The 20,432-nt window shown below is 59.3% G+C and carries 10 protein-coding genes, 1 pseudogene and 1 riboswitch; of the genes and pseudogenes, 5 read left to right on the top strand and 6 right to left on the bottom strand.

Annotation, left to right across the window (positions count from 1 at the left end; all coding sequences use genetic code 11):
- Window positions 1–259: 259 nt before the first annotated feature.
- Both ATI02_RS08315 and ATI02_RS08310 read right to left on the bottom strand, forming a co-directional pair.
- Window positions 260–1,422 (bottom strand): IS3 family transposase gene (locus ATI02_RS08315; protein WP_095191983.1). Its coding sequence is split into 2 segments (ribosomal slippage): window positions 260–1,167 and window positions 1,167–1,422, totalling 1,164 coding nucleotides; the frame shifts between segments, so codons are not numbered across the junction.
- Window positions 1,423–1,485: 63 nt separating this feature from the next.
- Window positions 1,486–2,342: pseudogene (locus tag ATI02_RS08310) on the bottom strand (IS4 family transposase); the annotation flags it as partial.
- Between the two features lie 195 nt (window positions 2,343–2,537).
- Window positions 2,538–2,759: riboswitch (cobalamin riboswitch) on the top strand.
- 123 nt (window positions 2,760–2,882) lie between these two features.
- Here ATI02_RS08310 and ATI02_RS08305 point away from each other — a divergent pair.
- The 4 genes from ATI02_RS08305 to cobM all read left to right on the top strand — a co-directional run bounded on the left by ATI02_RS08305 (window position 2,883) and on the right by cobM (window position 5,030).
- The gene (locus ATI02_RS08305; protein ID WP_095189796.1) at window positions 2,883–3,080 is read left to right on the top strand and encodes a CbtB domain-containing protein; all 198 of its coding nucleotides are present in this window, start codon (window positions 2,883–2,885) and stop codon (window positions 3,078–3,080) included.
- 11 nt (window positions 3,081–3,091) lie between these two features.
- Window positions 3,092–3,793, top strand: coding sequence for a CbtA family protein (locus ATI02_RS08300; RefSeq protein WP_100846004.1), 702 nt, complete (start codon window positions 3,092–3,094; stop codon window positions 3,791–3,793).
- Window positions 3,790–4,203 (top strand): cobalamin biosynthesis protein, encoded by a 414-nt coding sequence (locus ATI02_RS08295; protein WP_095189794.1) that lies wholly within the window; start codon window positions 3,790–3,792, stop codon window positions 4,201–4,203. Before ATI02_RS08300 ends, ATI02_RS08295 begins: the two co-directional genes overlap by 4 nt.
- An 80-nt stretch (window positions 4,204–4,283) precedes the next feature.
- Window positions 4,284–5,030 (top strand): precorrin-4 C(11)-methyltransferase, encoded by a 747-nt coding sequence (gene cobM / locus ATI02_RS08290; RefSeq protein ID WP_100846003.1) that lies wholly within the window; start codon window positions 4,284–4,286, stop codon window positions 5,028–5,030.
- Between the two features lie 144 nt (window positions 5,031–5,174).
- On the opposite strand, the gene nfuA is transcribed toward cobM, so the two are convergent.
- The 3 genes from nfuA to ATI02_RS08275 all read right to left on the bottom strand — a co-directional run bounded on the left by nfuA (window position 5,175) and on the right by ATI02_RS08275 (window position 9,304).
- Window positions 5,175–5,759 (bottom strand): Fe-S biogenesis protein NfuA, encoded by a 585-nt coding sequence (gene nfuA, locus ATI02_RS08285; protein WP_003225494.1) that lies wholly within the window; start codon window positions 5,757–5,759, stop codon window positions 5,175–5,177.
- A gap of 58 nt (window positions 5,760–5,817) precedes the next feature.
- The gene (locus tag ATI02_RS08280; RefSeq protein ID WP_100846002.1) at window positions 5,818–6,831 is read right to left on the bottom strand and encodes an acyltransferase family protein; all 1,014 of its coding nucleotides are present in this window, start codon (window positions 6,829–6,831) and stop codon (window positions 5,818–5,820) included.
- Between the two features lie 181 nt (window positions 6,832–7,012).
- Window positions 7,013–9,304: a fatty acid cis/trans isomerase gene (locus ATI02_RS08275; RefSeq protein ID WP_100846001.1), complete on the bottom strand. Its 2,292-nt coding sequence runs from the start codon at window positions 9,302–9,304 to the stop codon at window positions 7,013–7,015.
- A 156-nt stretch (window positions 9,305–9,460) separates the two neighbouring features.
- Between ATI02_RS08275 and metH the strand changes: the two genes are divergently transcribed.
- Entirely contained in the window at window positions 9,461–13,171 is a 3,711-nt protein-coding gene (gene metH / locus ATI02_RS08270) for a methionine synthase (protein WP_100846000.1), read from the top strand.
- A gap of 69 nt (window positions 13,172–13,240) precedes the next feature.
- On the opposite strand, the gene ATI02_RS08265 is transcribed toward metH, so the two are convergent.
- Window positions 13,241–20,302 (bottom strand): NEL-type E3 ubiquitin ligase domain-containing protein, encoded by a 7,062-nt coding sequence (locus tag ATI02_RS08265; protein WP_100845999.1) that lies wholly within the window; start codon window positions 20,300–20,302, stop codon window positions 13,241–13,243.
- Window positions 20,303–20,432: the final 130 nt, after the last annotated feature.

Genomic DNA, 20,432 nt, shown 5'->3' with positions numbered 1-20,432 from the left:
GCGCTTACAATAAAGGCCTTATAATCTTCTCCACCCTATCCCGAAAAATTATAAAAAGATTCACAACCTTTACTGGATACTATTTAGCCATAAGCAAAGACGGTAGCCGAGTAGCTTCTTTTCATCAAAGTGAATCTATTAAGATGATAAACACCTCTACAGACACACTCATTAAAGATTTTCTGCCAGCTCCGCCCCCAGGCGCTTATCTTATATTCAACCACGAAGGCACACAGCTTTATTGCTTAACTTGTAGTGGTCAACTAATCCCGGACACGACGTTAAGTTTTTTCTCGGCCTGAGCTGGGGCCAGTCCGTTGTTGAATTGGTGCGGTCTAATCCAGTTGTACCGATGCATCAGGTAATGACTGATGTCGCGGTGCGCTTCTTGAGCTGTCATGTAGCCCACGGTCGGTATCCATTCAGTTTTCAAGCTGCGAAACACACGCTCCATCGGCGCGTTATCCCAGCAGTTTCCACGACGGCTCATGCTTTGGCGCATGCGGTAACGCCAGAGCCGTTGGCGAAACTGGCGACTGCCATATTGCGAGCCCTGATCCGAGTGAAACAGAAGCCCTTGAGGCCTGCCACGCTGTTCGTAAGCCATGTCCAACGCCTTGATGACCAGATCCGCATCCGGCTTGTTCGACAGCGCCCAGCCCACCACTCGGCGCGCGTAAAGATCCATAACGACAGCCAGGTAATGCCATTTCCCTTGAGCCCAGATGTAGGTGATGTCGCCACACCAGACCTGATTCGGCGCCGGCACATCAAACTCTCGATTCAATATGTTCGGAATGTCAGGCCGCTCAACCGTCGCTTGTTTGTAGGCATGTGATCCAGGTTGTTTACTGACCAACTCCAGTTCCCGCATCAGGCCTCGCACCTTGAACCGCCCAATTTGCTCGCCGTCTTCCTGCATCATCGACACGATGCTGCGGCTACCGGCGGCGCTTCGACTTTGCGTAAACAGTTCGTTAACCCGGCTGCGCAACCGAAGCCGCTCAACGTCTGGAGTTCGGCGCCTGAGACGATGGGCGTAGTAACACGAACGAGTGACGTCAAAGACTGCGCAAAGCCAATCAACCGGCTCTTGGGGGCTCAGTTGATCAATCAGCGCGTGCGCTCGTGCTCTTCCGACATCAAGAGCGCGGTAGCCTTTTTTAAAATGGATTTCTCCCGCTCAAGTCGAGCGATTCGAGCTTCCAATTCCTGGATTTTCTGTTGCTCTGGCGTCAGCGCTTTACTCTGCGGAGTAACGCCAGTGCGCTCCTGCTGAAGCTGATTAACCCAGCGGCGCAACGCGGACTCAACCACACCAAGCGAGCGGCTGGCTTCGATATGGCTATAGCCTTGATCGAGCACGAGGCCTGCGGCCTCGCGTTTGAATTCAGCGGAAAAAGAACGACGTTGTTTGGTCATCAGACACCTCTATCTGGCGAGCATTCTCGCCTAAATGGGTGTCCGGTTTCATTAGACCACTACAAACATACCTTCAATACTCCAGCGACGGCGATAGAGTTGCGCGATCTGCTGCGCGCTGACGCTCTGGGGTAGATTGCTCCAGAACATCAAGCTGCTGTCACCCGAGTCTGTTGGCGAATGAAGCGTCAGTTCGACACGCCGACATTGGTAACCGCCTCTGACCTGGATGATCTGCTCACGCACAGTGCCTGTTTCCACAGGCACGGGTTCTTGCCACTCACCCTCTTGAATCAGGCGTGGATGCTTGGCTTGCTGACGAATGACAAAGGACGTCTGGACCTGCTCACAAGCCTCCATGACCGGGAGCGTGCAATAGAGTCGATCAGCCAGCCACACTTGGCCTGGCTCGGCATTGGCCAGTAGAGGCAGCACGCAAACACGCTCGCTTGCGTAGGCATCCTCACACGCCTGAAGGTCGATGACCTGATCGAGATCGGGGTCGTAAACAACCACCGAAAAGCCAGGACGAGCGGCGCCTCGCTCATGGCGTAGAGCGCCCAGACGTTTCTCAGTGGAAGCCAAATGATTGCCGTCCACCACTCCGGCAACGTTTTGGTGCAGCCCAGCTCCTTGATGGTCGGAGTCAGACGTTGCGCACAACCTGTGACCAGAGCGCGTAACAGCGCAGGTTCAGTACGACTGATCTTGTCGTAGAGGGCAGCCAAACTGACAGGAAGATCTTCCAGTTGCCGCGCGGCGGCGTGCAGGGATGGCTTCAAGCCCAATGAAACAAGGGACATCAGCTTGATGATGGTCGAGAACAGTAGCTCACGAGAATACTGCCGTTGCCGATGCTCTTCGAAGACCTGATCAATCCACTCAGGCGCAATGGCCTGCTCCAGCGCCAATTTGGCCATGACACTGGCAGGTGCTTTTTTCTCGAAACGCGCTAGAACATCGGCCCACATCGTTCGGGTCCTCCTGGCTGAAGTATCAGGGGATTTTACCTAAGACCTTGAAAGGGATGGCCGTAAGGGCGAAACCCTAAGCCGCCGTTACCGCAGCAACGGATATGCCCCCTCCAATTGACTCAAATCCCCCCCTCATGCTCTCCTACGCAACTTGTTACGGGTGCCCTTCACAGGGTGAAACGGGAAACCGGTGAATCATGTGCTTTACTCAAGCCCATGTCAGTCCGGTGCTGCCCCCGCAACGGTAAGCGAGCGAAGCGTCAAAACCACTGTGCCCCAACGGCATGGGAAGGTGACGCTTGCAGGTCGGCCTGACGCCAACCCCTCGTGAGCCCGGAGACCGGCCCGCAACACACAGCCCGCAGTCATGCGTCGCTGAACATAACAAACCCGCGGTGGGCGGGCGCTGTTCGAACCTCTGCGAGCCCGACCCGCAGGGGTTTTCATGCGCTCTATGACCCCGCTGACACTCCAGAGGGAAGCGCCATGTCGATCATCAGCAGCACCGCCAGCAACACCGACAAGATCTCCAGCACCACCACCCTGAGCCAACGCCTGACCGCCGCCATTTTCGCGTCGATCCTGGGCGCCAGCCTCGTCTATTTCGCCGGTTTCTCGCACATCGAAGCGGTGCACAACGCCGCTCACGATACCCGCCACAGCGCCGCGTTCCCGTGCCACTGAGACCTGCCGACATGATCAAGCGTATTGCGCAAACAGCAGGTTTCAGCGGTCTGCTGGCCGCCCTGCTCCTCACCCTGCTGCAAAGCTTCTGGGTTTCGCCGCTGATTCTGCAGGCCGAAACCTATGAAAAGTCCGAACCTGCGGCTGAAGTACACGAACATGCAGCTGGCACGGCTGCCCACACCCACGACGCCGAAGCCTGGGAACCGGAAGATGGCTGGCAGCGTGTGGTCTCGACCACGGGCGGCAATCTGGTGGTGGCCGTCGGTTTTGCCCTGATGCTCGCCGGTCTCTACACCCTGCGCGCGCCGACCAAAACTTCGCAAGGTCTGCTCTGGGGCCTGGCCGGCTACGCCACTTTCGTGCTGGCACCGACCTTGGGCTTGCCGCCGGAATTGCCGGGCACTGCTGCGGCGGATCTGGCTTCACGGCAGCTCTGGTGGATCAGCACAGCCGCGTCCACCGCCGTCGGCCTGGCGTTGATCGCGTTCAGCCGCCATTGGCTGATGAAGATCCTCGGTGTGGCGATCCTCGCTGTGCCGCACGTCATCGGTGCACCTCAGCCGGAAGTGCATTCGATGCTGGCGCCAGAAGCGCTTGAGGCACAGTTCAAAATCGCTTCGCAGTTGACCAACGTGGCGTTCTGGCTGGCCCTGGGCCTGATCAGTGCCTGGTTGTTCCGCCGCAAAAGCGAAGGTCAATACCACCTATGACCGATGACAGCGCAGCGCCGACCTTCGTGGTCGGCCTGGGCTGCCAGCGCGGCTGCCCCGCCAGCACATTACGCGCGTTACTCGATCAAGCCTTGCAGGCCCATCGCATTGAGCTCGAAGCGGTCAAGGCCTTGGCCAGCATCGACTTGAAACGCGATGAGCCAGGTTTGCAAGAACTCGCCGCACAATTGGCCCTGCCGTTGCTGTATTTCAGCAGCGAACAATTGGCCAGCTATCAACAGCAGCTCAGTCACCATTCGCAGATCGCCTACGAACGCACCGGTTGCTACGGCGTCGCCGAAAGTGCCGCACTGGCGCTCGCTGAACAGTTGATTCAGGCACCGGCAAAACTGCTGATTTCCCGGCAAAAATACGCTCAGGCAACGCTGGCATTGGCCGGCGCTGCGTAAAATCCCGATAATCCCCGCCATCGATCATGAGCGATCTTCATCTGAAGCATGGCTGCACCTCTTTTCCAAAGGATTCAACGATGACCGTTTACTTCATCGGCGCAGGCCCCGGCGACCCGGAATTGATCACCGTCAAAGGCCAGCGGCTGATCCGCAGTTGCCCGGTGATCATCTATGCAGGCTCGCTGGTACCGGCGGCGGTGCTGGACGGTCACCAGGCAGAGACAGTGGTTAATAGCGCTGAACTGCATCTGGAACAGATCATCGAACTGATCAAAACCGCCCATGCCAAGGGCCAGGATATAGCGCGAGTGCATTCGGGGGATCCGAGTCTTTACGGCGCCATTGGCGAGCAGATTCGCTATTTGCGCGAGCTGGATATTCCATTCGAAATCATTCCCGGGGTGACGGCGACAGCGGCGTGTGCGGCGTTACTGGGTGCCGAACTGACCCTGCCCGATGTGTCGCAGAGCGTGATTCTGACTCGCTACGCCGATAAAACCGCGATGCCGGCGGGTGAAGAGTTGGCCAGTCTGGCGCAGCATCGCGCGACCATGGCGATTCATCTGGGGGTCAATCATCTGGAGAAGATCATCGCTGAACTGCTGCCGCATTACGGCGCCGATTGCCCGATTGCGGTGATCCACCGGGCGACGTGGCCGGATCAGGATTGGGTAGTGGGGACGCTGGCGGACATTGCCGAGAAGGTTGACGTCAAAGGGTTTCGGCGCACGGCGTTGATTCTGGTCGGGCGGGTGTTGGGGAGTGAGGTGTTTAGCGAGTCATCTTTATATCGCGCGGGGCATGCACATTTGTATCGCCCATGAGGGCCTCTTCGCGAGCAAGCCCGCTCCCACATTTGGAATGCGATCAAATGTGGGAGCGGGCTTGCTCGCGAAGGCGTCGGCACATTTCACCCATAAAAAAACGGCGCTCACGGGGCGCCGTTTTTCATGTCCGCAGCGAACACCTTAGTAGTAGGCGTTTTCTTTCTGCGTGTGGTCGGTCACGTCGCGAACGCCCTTGAGCTCAGGAATACGCTCGAGCAAGGTGCGCTCGATGCCTTCCTTCAAGGTCACGTCGGCCTGGCCGCAGCCCTGGCAACCGCCACCGAACTGCAACACGGCAATGCCGTCTTCAACCACATCGATCAGGCTGACCTGACCGCCGTGGCTGGCCAGCCCCGGGTTGATTTCAGTTTGCAGGTAGTAATTGATGCGCTCGTTGACCGGGCTATCGGCGTTGACCATCGGCACTTTGGCGTTTGGCGCCTTGATGGTCAACTGGCCGCCCATGCGGTCGGTGGCGTAATCGACTACCGCGTCATCCAGGAAGGCTTCGCTGAACGAATCGATATAAGCGGTGAAGCTTTTCAGCCCCAACGCCGTGTCTTCGGGTTTTTCTTCGCCCGGCTTGCAGTAGGCAATGCAGGTTTCAGCGTACTGGGTGCCAGGCTGGGTGATGAAGACGCGGATGCCGATGCCTGGGGTGTTCTGCTTGGAGAGCAGATCGGCCAGGTAATCGTGGGCGGCGTCGGTAATGGTAATAGCGGTCATGGAAACTCCTCGCAGGCTTGTGGCGGAGTTTACGCCAATCATTGCGCCGGACAAAGTCCTAGTATTTTTGTCGGGAAAGATTCTCGCCGGGTTTGTCGTAAATCTGCGCCTTGAGCCAACGGTAGCTGCGTTTTTCCACCCATTCGTAGCTCAACCACGAGCCGACGCCGATAGCCAAAGCGCACACGCCGAACATCAGATAAGGGTTGATCCCGAAGCGCTGCGCCACGAAACCACCGGCCGACAGCACCAGGACATGCATCAGATAGACCGAATAGGAGCAATCGCCCAACAGCTTGAGCACCCGACTGCGCTCGACATAACGCTCCAGTGCCATGCACGCCATGACCAGCACCGCACTTGGCAGGCCCCAATTGAGTAGCCTCGGCGCCGGCGCCAGGTGATAAATCGCCAGCAATGCGCCGATGATCCCCAGCAACGGCAACCCCAACCCCGCGCCGATCAATCCACGGCGATAGAGCACGCCGATGCCGATGCCGAGCAAAAACTCGTAAACGATGTCCGCACGGTAGAACTCATTAATCCAGCCAAACGCCTGACAGGCACTAAACAGCAGCGCCGCCGCTACCAGCAAGCGAACCTGCCAGCGAAACACCAGCGCACAGGCAAACAGCACGTAAAACAGCATTTCGTAATTGAGCGTCCAGCCGACATTCAATGTCGGATAGATGCCGTACCCGCCGGGATTCTCCGTGGGAATGAACAGCAGCGACGATAGAAAATGACCCCAGTCCACTGTCTGGTCGGGCAGTAGCGGCTGCGCGTAAACCACCAGCAACGCCATCAGCAACGTATACAGCCAATACGCCGGGACGATACGAAACAGCCGATACAGCAGAAACTGCCCGGGCCGCAGGGTCTTGTTTTCGGTCGAGAGAAAAATCACCAGGCCACTGATGACGAAGAAGATATCGACCCCTACCGCGCCTTTGTCGATGAACATCTGACCGACCGGCCCACGCGCCTGGAAATCGAAAAAAATCTGCATGAAGTGGTGACAGACCACCGTCCACGCGGCGAGCGCACGCAGGGCCTGTACTGAGATCAACATCGATGGCTCCTGTCCACATTCCCAAAAACACCACTTCACCCTGTGGGAGCGGGCTTGCTCGCGAAAGCGATGGCACATTCAATGGATTCGGTGCCTGACACTCCGCCTTCGCGAGCAGGCTCGCTCCCACAGGGGATTTGTGTGTTACCTGAAGCTGTGACAGCAGGCCAGCCTCAAACGATCAAAGATTCTCGTAGCGGTTCATGTCCAGTACGCCCTCTTCCACCGGTTCGGTCTCGTGGATGTATTGGCTCAGATCGTGGAAATACATCCAGAATTGCGGATGGCTGCGACGAATCCCCCAACGTTCGACGATTTTCTCGAAACGATTGGCGTCCTTGGCACTTTCCATCGCATCGACAAACGCCGGCACTTGTTCGGCAGGAACGTTGAAGATGAAGTTCGGATAACTGCTGAGCACACCCGGATAGATCGTGAGCGTGTCGAGCCCCGGCTGATAACGCAGCGACTCACCGAGCAAGAACGCCACGTTGCTATGGGCGCGGTTACGCAACAGGCTGTAGACCTCACGTTTGCCGCTGGCGGTTTCGACGCGCAGCAGGGTGGCCTCCGGCAACTGATCGATGACCTTCAGGCCCGCGGCCGGGCGCGAAGCCAGGCGGCTTAGCGCTTGCTCGGCATTTTGCAGCGCCGGATCGATGTTCGGTCGCGAACAATAAGCGCCGTTGCAACGATTGATCGGATCCGGTCGCGCATTCAGGTCGCCATAGCGCGCGAGCAACTGCTGGGCGAAATCGTATTTCGGATTCTTCTCGTCCAGCTTCAGGCCGGTCGGTTTGTCGTCGTCGATGGCTTCGTAATCGAGCCACATCTTGAACTGGCCGCTGCTCTGATACCAATCGTTGAGGTAATCCTCTCGGGAATCGGCGGGCATCAGGCGCAGGAAGTTCTGCTCGGCGCCATTGCGGATCAGGTCGAAATACAGGCGGGTTTGCGCCTGATGGGAGACGTTGCCGAACACATCGAAGTTGACTGCCAACTGGTAATAAGTGCGCTCCAGCAGCGGATAGTCGAACAGCCACATCGTTTGCGGCACCTCGCCGATCAGGCCTTTGCTCACCGAGGCGCTGTCGAAGTGGCGGAAAATGCTCAGCAACGCGTTGTCGTTGCCGGCCCACAGGGTCGACCAGCTCGGTGCCGGCAAATCGGCGTAGCTGTCGCGGCGCAAGGCTTCGTATTCGTTTCGTTTGTCACGGTAGTTGCGCCACAGGCTCAGTACGCTGCCGACGTCGTCGTTCTGCCCGGGCATGGCCAGCAACGGCGTGGCCTGGCCGCGATAATTCGGGTCAGTGATATAGAGGTCATGTTCCGGCGCCTGGAACAGCGCCCAGAAGTTGTCACGGATCACGTCGGTGGCGATCTGACCACGGCACACTGGGCCACGAATGAAGGTGCGCACGAAGTATTCAGCGTTATCGAGCATGAACTGATAGCGCGCCTGCGCCGGAATCGCCTCGAACGTAGAGAAAGGATTGGCCCGGCTCTGCGGGCCGTAACCCGGTAAAGCGTTGACCTGCCAGTTGCCGCTGTAGAACAGGCTTTTGACCCGCGCCATCTTCGCCGCGCTCAGCGGATAAGTGATGTGGGTCTTGTGCACGATCACCCCTTGCACCGGCCACAAGCGGTAATACACCTGGGTGCCCGGATCGTCGTTGGGGCGACGCGTGGCGATCAGATCGATCGGCTGACCGCTTGGTGTGCGCGAGCGCACCCACTGAAAGTAATGTCCTGGCTCGCCGTCCTTGAAATAGAGGTGCGCGAGGTACCAGTGCTCGAACAACCAGCGCCCTACCAGACTCTGGCGTGCGCCGGGGGTATTGAGCAGGTTTTCCCACTGGACGATCTGCAACGCCTCTTTGGCGCTCGGCGCCAGGCCTTGTTCGTCAATCGGCGCGCCAGACGCCAGCCAGCGCTGCAGCGTCTGGTATTGCTGATCGGTCAGCCCTGTGACGGCCAGCGGCATGCCCTCTTTTGGATGCGCACCGGCGTAACCCTCAAACTCGGCGGGCATCGCGCACATGTTCTCGCGGTTCAGGCCCAGCACAATGTCTTCCGGCAGCTTGGCGTTGGGCGTCAACGGGGTTTGGTGCCCCAGCTCCAGCATGCGCGCCATCAATGCCGCCTGACTGCCCTGGGCGTCGAGCACCGAATAGAAGCCTTTTTGCTGCCAGGCGCGTTTGCCGAAGGCGTCATAGAACAAACGCGTGGTTGGCGCCGCCTGCGTGCGCTCGCCGTCGTAGACCGGCATTTTGCTCGCGCCACGCGCCGCGCCTTCGCCGCTGCCCAGGTTGAGCTGACAGGCAGAGTCGTAGCACGCATGGCAGGCCACGCACTTCTCGGTGAAGATCGGCTGGATATCGCGGGTGTATGACACAGGCGAGGTCAAGGGCTCTTGCGCAACGGCGCCCCAGCTTAAGAACAGCAAAACAATGCTGATGACGCGGTACGACATGTGCCTGATCCCGACCCTGAAGAAAAACGCCGCGATTCTACAGTATGACGCCCGTACCAACATGAGCGATATTCATGAAAAACCTGCACATGCTCCAAAAGCGCACAGGTTTGTTATGATCCCGCTCCTTCGTAATGGTCTTTCCGAGTAGTCCAAATGTCCGATCGCAGCGTCCGCCTTCAAGCTCTCAAGCAAGCTCTCAAAGAGCGCATCCTGATACTCGACGGCGGCATGGGCACCATGATCCAGAGCTACAAGCTCGAAGAGCAGGATTATCGCGGCAAACGCTTCGCGGACTGGCCGAGTGACGTCAAGGGCAACAACGACCTGCTGGTCATCACCCGCCCGGACGTGATCGGTGGCATCGAGAAAGCCTACCTGGATGCCGGCGCCGACATTCTGGAAACCAACACCTTCAACGCCACGCGTATTTCCATGGCCGACTACGGCATGGAAGAACTGGCCTACGAGCTAAACGTAGAAGGCGCACGCCTGGCGCGCAAGATTGCCGATGCCAAGACCGCCGAGAACCCGGACAAGCCACGCTTTGTCGCCGGCGTACTTGGCCCGACCAGCCGCACCTGCTCGCTGTCGCCTGACGTCAACAACCCTGGCTATCGCAACGTCACCTTTGATGAGCTGGTGGAGAACTACACCGAAGCCACCAAAGGCCTGATCGAGGGCGGCGCCGACCTGATCCTGATCGAAACCATCTTCGACACCCTCAACGCCAAAGCCGCGATTTTCGCCGTGCAAGGCGTGTTCGAGGAGCTGCACCTCGAATTGCCGATCATGATTTCCGGCACCATCACCGACGCCTCCGGTCGTACCCTGTCGGGCCAGACCACCGAAGCGTTCTGGAACTCCGTGGCCCACGCCAAGCCGATCTCGGTGGGGCTGAACTGCGCCCTCGGCGCCAGCGAATTGCGTCCGTACCTGGAAGAGCTGTCGAACAAGGCCAGCACCCACGTTTCCGCGCACCCGAACGCTGGTCTGCCGAACGAGTTCGGCGAGTACGACGAACTGCCGTCGCAAACCGCCAAGGTCATCGAAGAGTTCGCTCAAAGCGGCTTCCTCAACATCGTCGGCGGCTGCTGCGGCACCACGCCGGGGCACATCGAGGCCATCGCCAAAGCCGTGGCCGGTTATGCGCCGCGGCAGATTCCGGACATTCCCAAGGCGTGCCGCCTCTCGGGTCTGGAGCCGTTCACCATTGATCGCAGCTCGCTGTTCGTCAACGTCGGCGAGCGCACCAACATCACCGGTTCCGCCAAGTTCGCCCGCCTGATCCGTGAAGACAACTACACCGAAGCGCTGGAAGTTGCCCTGCAGCAGGTCGAGGCCGGCGCGCAGGTGATCGACATCAACATGGACGAAGGGATGCTGGATTCGAAGAAGGCCATGGTGACCTTCCTCAATCTGATCGCCGGCGAACCGGACATCTCCCGCGTACCGATCATGATCGACTCCTCGAAATGGGAGGTGATCGAAGCCGGCCTCAAGTGCATTCAGGGCAAAGGCATCGTCAACTCGATCAGCATGAAAGAAGGCGTCGAGCAGTTCATTCATCATGCCAAGCTGTGCAAGCGCTACGGCGCCGCCGTGGTGGTGATGGCGTTCGACGAAGCTGGCCAGGCCGACACCGAAGCGCGCAAGAAAGAAATCTGCAAACGCTCCTACGACATTCTGGTCAACGAAGTCGGCTTCCCGCCGGAAGACATCATCTTCGACCCGAACATTTTCGCCGTGGCCACCGGCATCGAAGAACACAACAACTACGCGGTGGACTTCATCAATGCCTGCGCCTACATCCGCGACGAGCTGCCGTATGCGCTGACGTCCGGCGGCGTGTCCAACGTGTCGTTCTCGTTCCGGGGCAACAACCCGGTGCGTGAGGCGATCCACTCGGTGTTCCTGCTGTACGCGATCCGCGCCGGCCTGACCATGGGTATCGTCAACGCGGGGCAACTGGAGATCTACGACCAGATCCCTGTGGAGCTGCGCGACGCCGTTGAAGACGTGATCCTCAACCGCACGCCGGAAGGCACCGACGCCCTCCTCGCCATCGCCGACAAGTACAAGGGCGACGGCAGCGTCAAGGAAGCCGAGACCGAAGAGTGGCGCAACTGGGACGTCAACAAGCGTCTGGAACATGCGCTGGTCAAGGGCATCACCACCCACATCGTCGAAGACACCGAAGAATCGCGCCAGTCGTTCGCCCGCCCGATCGAAGTGATCGAAGGCCCGCTGATGTCGGGCATGAACATCGTCGGCGACTTGTTTGGCGCAGGCAAAATGTTCCTGCCGCAGGTGGTGAAATCCGCCCGCGTGATGAAACAGGCCGTGGCCCACCTGATTCCGTTCATCGAACTGGAAAAAGGCGACAAGCCGGAAGCCAAGGGCAAGATCCTCATGGCTACGGTCAAGGGTGACGTGCACGACATCGGCAAGAACATTGTCGGCGTGGTGCTGGGCTGTAACGGCTACGACATCGTCGACCTCGGCGTGATGGTGCCGGCGGAAAAAATCCTGCAAGTGGCCAAAGAGCAGAAGTGCGACATCATCGGTCTGTCCGGCCTGATCACGCCGTCGCTGGATGAAATGGTCCACGTGGCGCGCGAGATGCAGCGTCAGGACTTCCACCTGCCACTGATGATCGGCGGCGCGACCACGTCCAAAGCGCACACCGCAGTGAAGATTGAGCCGAAGTACAGCAACGACGCGGTGGTTTACGTGACCGATGCCTCCCGCGCTGTAGGCGTGGCGACGCAATTGCTGTCGAAAGAACTGAAAGCCGGGTTTGTCGAAAGAACCCGTGCCGAATACGTCGAAGTACGCGAGCGCACCGCCAACCGCAGCGCCCGCACCGAGCGTTTAAGCTACGCCGCCGCCATCGCCAAGAAGCCGCAGTTCGACTGGGCGACGTATGAGCCGGTCAAACCGACCTTCACCGGCAGCAAGGTGCTGGACAACATCGACCTCAAGGTGCTGGCCGAATACATCGACTGGACGCCGTTCTTCATCTCGTGGGATCTGGCCGGCAAGTTCCCGCGCATCCTCGAAGACGAAGTGGTCGGTGAAGCCGCCACCGCGCTGTACAAGGACGCGCAAGAGATGCTCGCCAAGCTGATCGACGAGAAGCTGATCAGCGCTCGTGCGGTGTTCGGTTTCTGGCCGGCCAATCAGGTGCATGACGACGACATCGAACTGTATGGCGATGACGGCAAGCCATTGGCCAAGCTGCATCACCTGCGTCAGCAGATCATCAAGACCGACGGCAAGCCGAACTTCTCGCTGGCCGACTTCGTTGCGCCCAAAGACAGCGAAGTGACCGACTACGTGGGTGGCTTCATCACCACCGCCGGCATCGGCGCTGAAGAGGTCGCCAAGGCTTATCAGGACGCTGGCGACGATTACAACTCGATCATGGTCAAGGCCCTCGCCGACCGTTTGGCCGAGGCTTGCGCCGAGTGGCTGCACCAGCAGGTGCGTAAAGAACACTGGGGTTATGCCATGGACGAAACGCTCGACAACGACGCGCTGATCAAAGAGCAATACAGCGGCATCCGCCCTGCCCCAGGCTACCCGGCCTGCCCGGATCACACCGAGAAAGCGGCGCTGTTTGCCCTGCTCGACCCGGAAGCTGAAGAAATGCGCGCCGGGCGCAGCGGCGTGTTCCTCACCGAACATTACGCGATGTTCCCGGCGGCAGCGGTCAGCGGCTGGTACTTCGCCCACCCGCAGGCGCAGTACTTCGCCGTGGGCAAAGTCGACAAGGATCAGGTGCAGAGCTACACCTCGCGCAAAGGTCAGGAGTTGAGTGTGACCGAGCGCTGGCTGGCGCCGAACCTGGGTTACGACAACTGAGTCAAAGCACTGCCGATCCGGAAAAACACCTCGGCATGCCTCACGGCGGCCGAGGTGTCACTGCACCGTTTACTGAGTGAACTGCAATCGTTCGACTTTGCTAAGCTCAACCAGTAATGCGGTTTCCTCGGTCTTGAACGTGACTTCCAGCGTGCCCAGCTCCGCCAGATAGGCATCGTTCAGGTCAGGATAACGGTCCTCGAATTCGCCTTGTGTCTTGGCCTGAGCCTCCTTCAATACGCGAAATCGCTGCGGATACTTACGCCTCAGATGATCGGCCCAGTACTGACGTCCGACCATCTCCTCGATCAGAGCATCGCTCTGTTCCGCGGCAATGACCTCGGCGTAGGCGGCATCCAGCATCAACGCCGTCACGTTGCCGCTGTAGATCATGTCGGTGGGTTGCCCTGGCAACTCAAGACGCTCGCGCAGGCCGATTCGGTAAGCCAGGCGCACTTCCGCCGGGTCAGGCCTGCCACCCTGTGACTGACGTTGCAGAATGTCGCGGTCGGCAATCTTTTCAAGCTTGCCCAGACGAAACAGATTTCTGCCCAGCTTGAACAACACGTTGTCCTGTTGACTCTCAGGCGTTGCCTGAACGGTTTCCAGTTCAAAGACTTTTACTTCGATATCGCTGAACAGCAATATGCGTCCGTCTTTGCAGGTTTGCGGCGACTTGGCCATGTTGAACAGGACTTCCCGCAACTCCGGGTTTTGTTCGGCAACTGTCAGCACCCGATGCACGCGACGGGTGAGTTCGGTACGTCCCTGAAGGAAATCCCTCGTTCCATCCAGACCATCGAGCAGGTTGAAGAAGGCAGCACTGTCCGGCACCTGTTCCAGATCGTTCCAGACCCGCGTCAATGCCTCGGCGTCATCGGCAGCCGGATCGATCCAGCGTTCGCGCGCAGCCGTTCCCGTCACATGACTGACATCGATCATCTCGTCACTCATGGCAGACTCTTCAGTATCGAAGTCGCTATCGCTCACCAGGCTTTCCAGCACTTCGTCAATTTCAGTGGAAGGCCAACCCAGCATTGTTTCACCGTCCTGCATGTGGTTGCGCAGCATGATCAGGCTGGCGCCTTCCAGGTTATCGTTGTTCGCCAGATTAGTGCCTGCGCGCAGCCGGCGATGAGCATCGCTCATCAACACCTGGGGAATGGTTTCGATCATGTTGTCGCGCAGATCAAGCGCGCGCAGTGCCGGGAGCGTCAGCACCCCGCCCGGCCAGTAGACCAATCGATTGCCGTGCAAAACGAGGCGTTCAAGGCCGGTCAACGCCGACACATCCAGCTCTTCCAGCCAGTTCTGCGACAGATCAAGTGATTGCAGATGAGTCAGGGCGCTCAGGTGCGTCTGAAGCGCTGGCGACGCGGACAAGCGATTATGCGAAGCCGAAAGCCGACGCAACGCGGGCAAAGCGGTCACCGGTTCCGGCAGCATCGTGAGTTGGTTGCCATTGAGTTCAAGCGTGTGCACGCCTGCAAAGCCATCGAGAAATCCGTCAAGGCCGTTCTCGGCGAGAAAAAGCCTGTTCAGTTTCAGTACGCCGACGTGGGCAAAATCACCTGACAAGGCCGGCAATCGCCCCAGTGGAATGTCGAACAGGTCAAGGGTAAAGCCACCGTCCAGCCCCTCAACCGGCACGGCACCGCGCAGATTCTGGCGCCAGCAGGCGAGAATCAGGTCAGCCGCCTTGCGTCGCTCCATGGCGGACACCCAGAGGGGAAAGGACAGTTCGCGCAATTGAAATGGCGGCGCCGAAATCCACTCGTTCAGGCTCCGGGTCAATGCCTGAAATTGCTCATCCCATCGGGTCAGTTGCGCGAACAGGGGAACGGCGCCACCCAGGCGTCCCGTCAGTTCGTCTACGGCCTGGATCGCCTCGGCGCCACCCAATTCGGTATCGAGCCGCTGCAGTCGAGCTTGCGCCGTCATCCGCGACAGGTCGCTCGTCTGCATCACCGGCAACGCCAGTAGCAGCTCGGGATTTTTGCTCACCAGCGGCGGGTAGTAAGCCGGGCCACCGCTCACGGTGATGCCATCGCGCAAGTCGGCTCTGGACATACCCATTGGCACGATCGAGCGAGAAGCCTCCAGCAAACGCTGGCGCGCATTCTCGCTCAGACGGCAGCCGCTCAAATCAATCCAGAGGCCCTCTCGGGCTGTCAGTGCGGCCTCGGGGATTGTCGTGATCGCACTGTTGTTCAGCTCCAGTTGCAACAGATTCGGCAAATCCAGCACCCCCGTGGGCCAGTTCTCGATCGCCGAATGGCCCAGGCGCAAGACTTTCAAGCCGCGCAGCGAAGTGGCATTCAATGACTCAATGCGGTTGTAGCGTAAATCCAGATATTCCAGACCGTGCAAACCGTTCAAGCGGGTCTGGTTAGCTGAGGTGATCGACAGGTAGTTGTGGTGCAGGCTGAGCTTATTCAGATGGTCGAGGCCAGGCAGAATCGACGGCATCTCGAGCAGTTGATTGCGACTCAGATCCAGGGTGCCGAGCTCAGGAAAATGGCGCAAAAACGCGCTGAAGTCCTCGGGTGAAACCAGCACTTCCGACATTTTCAGGGTGCGCACATGGCTGAAGCCGGTCGTTGACAGCGTCGGCAGTTGCGGCAGATCACCCAGCGTGGCAGCAGGCAATTCAAGCGTCGCGGTATCGGCCAGCAACGTTATCGGGCCGGGCCGCGAAGTCGAAGGTCCGGGACGCGGTTCAAAAGCCGTCGCCGACTGCTGTGCGCCATAGCGCTGGTGCAGGCCATTGCGCCAACACTCGCGTATCCGCGAGGCTGCCACTTCGCGATCGCGCAGCCCGACGGGTTTGCCGTTGACGCTTTTGGGGGTTTGCTGCCAGACCGTGAGCTGCTCGGACAGTACGTTACCGTCCTGGCGTACACCATTGACGTGCGCCAGCAGCGTCTGCCCGGAAAGCCCCTCACGCTTCAGTTGGCGCAACGCCGTCGTCGCCATCTCGTTGCCCGAATCCATGGCCTCCTTGAGTGTGCCGCGGCAATAGACATCAAGCATTTGTTCGGTATTGACCCTGTGGGCCGGGTCGTTGTGCAGGTAGTCGTAGGCTTTGACGAACTGCTCCTGATCGAGTCTGGCCCAGTTGATCTTCAACCCGGCCCAGAGCGGCTGAGGCTCCACAAACAGTTCGTCCGGCAGTGTGGTGATCCGCGTATAACTGAGGTCCAGCGCCCTCAGATGCGGCAACCCGAATACGCCTTTTGGCCAGCTCTGCTGGGTTCCGGAGATGTTCAATGAGCGCAGATTCGACAGACGACTGACGTCCAGTTCGCCTGTCATGCCGTGCAACGCGAGGCGCTCCAGTTGGGGCATGGCATCCACCAGGGCTTGAGCTGTGTCGCTGAATTCCTGGTCCAGCCTGCCGATCACTTGTAACTCGCGAATGCTCGTCAGTGATCTGAGTGATTCGACCAGTAGTGTGCCCACGGCGCCCTGCCAGATCGCCACTTCCAGCGCCCGAACGTTGGGAAACTGGCGCACGAAGGCCTCACTGCTTTGGCCCACCACGTTGGTAATGCTCAGCCCCAGTGTGCGTACATGTGGAAAGTTGGCGTGCAGTTCGGGCAAACGGTCGACGGCATTCAGGTCCAGACGCACAGTGGCTTCGACATCACACAGCCCCCGCAGGCGCCAGGTGTCGAGAATGACTCGCGCGACCGGAGCGCGCACAAACACCGCACCGTCGGCCTGACTCCAGTGCTCCAGCTGCACCCGTAGCGCCTCATATTCGCGGGCCCGCTCATTGAGTAAATGGAAAATCTGTGAGGTGCTCCGCCCCTCCAGCAATAATTGATTGACCATGCCTTCAGCCACTTCATCGGAGAAGTTGGGGTAGATATCCCGCACCCGTGCCAGCAACAAATGATTGCGCCTGCCGCCCGCACCGCGTCCGCTCAAGCGATAGCCCGTACGTCCGTCGGACAGTTTCAGCGGTGACTTGAAGCGCCGGGCGGGTGCATGCGGAATCAGCACCTCGAGCATCTGCTCACGGTGCGTTGTCGCATGGCTGGCCAGTGCGCGCTGCAATTGCGCCTGCTGTCCTACATGCGGTAACCCCAGTTGCAGCCGCGCGTTATCCGGCAGCGCCGACATGATCGAGGGGTAAAAATTGTCACCTCTAGCAGGTACGCTGTTCAGCGGATTGCCCACCTGATCGAACGCCTGGAACTGGCCGGGTTGATTGTGCTGATAGCCATCGGTAACCAGGTACTTGACCTGTGTGGCCGACTCGCTGCCGATGCTGTCGAGCAACGTGCCGGCCACGTCTTGCTGGCGGACCTCCAGGCGCAGGTTATCCGGCCAGCCGGGCAGCTTTTCCAGGGCGTGCAGGGCCAGGCGACGGCTGTCGGCCGAGGCTGCGTTGTCCAGCTGCAGGCCGACCAGCGCCTGATTCAGCCGCGCGATGCGCATTCGCGCACGCGCCTTCAGCAGCAGGCTGGTCGGCAGGCGATCGTTTTGTTTGATGAACAACCGCTCGCGCGCGCTGGCAGCCTTCAGAATCTCTTCGACCGCGCCTGTCGAGAGTTTCGGAAATACCTCGCGTAACGCCGTCAATCCCGGTGTTTGTGTGACAGGCGCGCGGTCGGCTGCGTTGATGCGCTCGAACACCGTACGTTTGTTGGCTGCCACATGGTTGGCCAGTTGTTCACGCAGCACGGCGGTGCGCTGGGCGCGGACCCTGGCACCTTCAAAACCGAGCAGAGTGACGGTGTCTTGCTCGTCCAGCGCTGCAAGCACCTGTTCCGGCAATTGGCCTGCTGAAACCTGCGACCGGGAAACCCTGATGGCCGACCTGGCCGGTGTTGTGGCCTGACCATAACGGGAAACCGCGCTGCTCGGGTTGGCCGGGTCAAACACTTCAATGACACGCCCCTGCGGCCAGCGCGACAGGTTGACCATCTCTGGCACGGCATACGGGTAAAGGTCGTCTGGAACGGCTTGGCCAAGGCGAATCTGTTCAATCATTTCATTAAGCTGGCGGTCGATTCGAAACTGGCGCAGCGTGTCGGCCAACGTCGAAGGCATCGGCAGGTTGTCCGTGTGCATGGCGCGCAAGGCGGCATCGTCGACGCCGCTGAGATCGGCAATGCGCTCCAGCGTCGCCACGTCAAAGCCGTCCGTCGCGGGGCCCAGGCGTCGTAGCAACGTGGCACGATCCCACTCCAGCGGGCGCTCGAAGCCATGTCGCCAGGCGCCCTGGCCGTTGTGCTCAAGCACCGGGTGATACGCCTGCGGATCATCTGGATGCTTGATTCGCCATCTGTTGGCCTGCGGATCGAAGGTCTTTTCATACACCTCGCCATCAATCTTCAGATAGCTTTTGCCGTCCAGCGTGTATTGGCCCAGCGCATCCGGCGCAAGCCCCGCAGGCAGGCGCGTTGTGCTCTTGTAAGGGGTCAGGCCCGGGCGCCACAGTTGTTCGTCACCGAACGGCAACCGGACCTTGACCAGCCCCTCGACAATCGGCGTAGCGAGTATTTTCGGTGCTTTGCTCGCTGCAGCGCCGGCGACGGCCATGAACGCTACGTTGGCGGCCACCGCGCCCAGATAATGCCATGCCAGGTCGGTGTCACCGATGCTCCACGCTTGCACGCCGTGATACACATCCATCGTCAGTTGCACGGCCATCACGGCCATCATCACTTCGCCCAGGCCGGGCACAAAAAACGCCGCGACGTTGAGGATGCTCAGGCCCCACTCGGCGTAGTGCATCATGCGCTCATACCAGGCGTCATGATCGACCTTGGCGGTGGGCACTGCCAATTGCTCCGCCGAGGTTTTCAGGCGCTTCTCGTGCCTGTCATACAGCTCATTGAACAGCTCGCCCGCGAAGAAGGCCTCAATGATGTCCAGTTGCGGTTCGTCATGGTAAACACGTTCGTAGGCACCGTCCCGACTGCCCGCCATGCCCTGCCCCCGGTACGCAAAGTCAGCGTTCCACTTCAGCGTCTGCAAGGCCGGCTGGATCTTGCCAAGAAACTTGCCGGCCTCGCCGTGGGGCACCAGGCGCATGAACCAGCGCTGGTAATTCACACTACGCAAACGCAGCGCCAGATCCTTTTCAAAGGCTCGCAGCGAAGGGTACTCCTTGACCGGAGCCACCGGATCACCGGGTATGCAAACGATGATCCGCGAATCTTTATAGGTCAGCACGTCAAACAGATTCACACCGGGGTTATTCCAGCTGAAATCGATGTTCTTGCCTTTGCGTCGGCGGGCGCCGATGACGAACATTTCGCTGACCGCTGAGCCGAGTACATACAACTGACTGAACGCGACCGCTTCACCGTCCAGCTGTGGGTTTTTTTCACCGTTGAGCACGTCCAGTAACGCGAGATAACCCGAAGGTGAGATCCGCGCCTGGGCATGCGCCAGGTGTGCATGCACGCGCAGGCTGTCCTTCCATGCCGTAATCGTCTGGGCTTTGACAGCAGTGCGTTTGTCCTCGCCGTCGAAGATCGCTTGCAGATGATCCTGATACTGTTTGCCGACATCCAGTTCACGGCACAGCGCAGCAAACTCGGCCGGTGGAATGGGCAGTTTTTTGATCTTGTAGCACTTTGACGGGCCACTTTTCGGATAGTACCAACCGTACAGGCCTTCGCTGCCCCGGCCCATGGGCGCCGGTTCGCCCTGTTCGGCGATCAGCTCGCGCGCACTAAAGGTTTGCCCTTCACGGAAATTGCGCAGCGCCAACTGCAACAGGGTCTGATCGGTACCCAGCGCGTCGGTGAGAATTTCGCTGTACCACCAGGTCTTCGTTGTATCGACTTTCAAACCAAACTTTTTCTCCAGAGCCGCCTCAAGCAACGGTTGCGCAAACTCGGCGACGCTTTTGAATCCCTTGAGGGTTTTCGCCAGGGTTTCATTGGAGGTGCGGCTGCGCGCCTGGCTGTCGCGCACGATTTGGCGCTGATCAACCGGCAGCGCCGCGAACCACGCTGGCAGGCTGCCTTCGGCCAACCCGCCAGGCGTTCTCGCCCGGCTTAAATGATGGATATCGGCGCCGGTGAAATGGCGTATCCGCGCGTGCAGTTTTTTTTTCAGAAAACGATGATGCTGACCCTTTTCCAGGGCCGCCGGGGTGTCAATCATGGGGGGATTACCTGACGCTGTTGAATGAAGCGTCAGTCAATCACCGGGCAAGGCCGCGCTGGTGGTACATATCTATCGCGAATGAAGATCGGATAACGCCCGACGACAGAGGCCAGTGCCCAGACTTTAT

The organism is Pseudomonas baetica (assembly GCF_002813455.1).
Classification (GTDB): Bacteria; Pseudomonadota; Gammaproteobacteria; order Pseudomonadales; family Pseudomonadaceae; genus Aquipseudomonas; species Aquipseudomonas baetica.
The sequence above is the reverse complement of the archived record's forward strand: the minus strand, read 5'-3'. Positions and strand labels throughout refer to the sequence as shown.

Excerpts from the sequence above, each read along its gene's own strand:
- ATI02_RS08280 (WP_100846002.1), bottom strand. The coding sequence starts at position 6,831 with ATGTTGATCTCAGTACAGGCCCTGCGTGCGCTCGCCGCGTGGACGGTG.
- cobM (WP_100846003.1), top strand. The coding sequence starts at position 4,284 with ATGACCGTTTACTTCATCGGCGCAGGCCCCGGCGACCCGGAATTGATC.
- ATI02_RS08275 (WP_100846001.1), bottom strand. The coding sequence starts at position 9,304 with ATGTCGTACCGCGTCATCAGCATTGTTTTGCTGTTCTTAAGCTGGGGC.
- ATI02_RS08300 (WP_100846004.1), top strand. The coding sequence starts at position 3,092 with ATGATCAAGCGTATTGCGCAAACAGCAGGTTTCAGCGGTCTGCTGGCC.
- nfuA (WP_003225494.1), bottom strand. The coding sequence starts at position 5,759 with ATGACCGCTATTACCATTACCGACGCCGCCCACGATTACCTGGCCGAT.
- ATI02_RS08265 (WP_100845999.1), bottom strand. The coding sequence starts at position 20,302 with ATGATTGACACCCCGGCGGCCCTGGAAAAGGGTCAGCATCATCGTTTT.
- ATI02_RS08305 (WP_095189796.1), top strand. The coding sequence starts at position 2,883 with ATGTCGATCATCAGCAGCACCGCCAGCAACACCGACAAGATCTCCAGC.
- ATI02_RS08295 (WP_095189794.1), top strand. The coding sequence starts at position 3,790 with ATGACCGATGACAGCGCAGCGCCGACCTTCGTGGTCGGCCTGGGCTGC.
- metH (WP_100846000.1), top strand. The coding sequence starts at position 9,461 with ATGTCCGATCGCAGCGTCCGCCTTCAAGCTCTCAAGCAAGCTCTCAAA.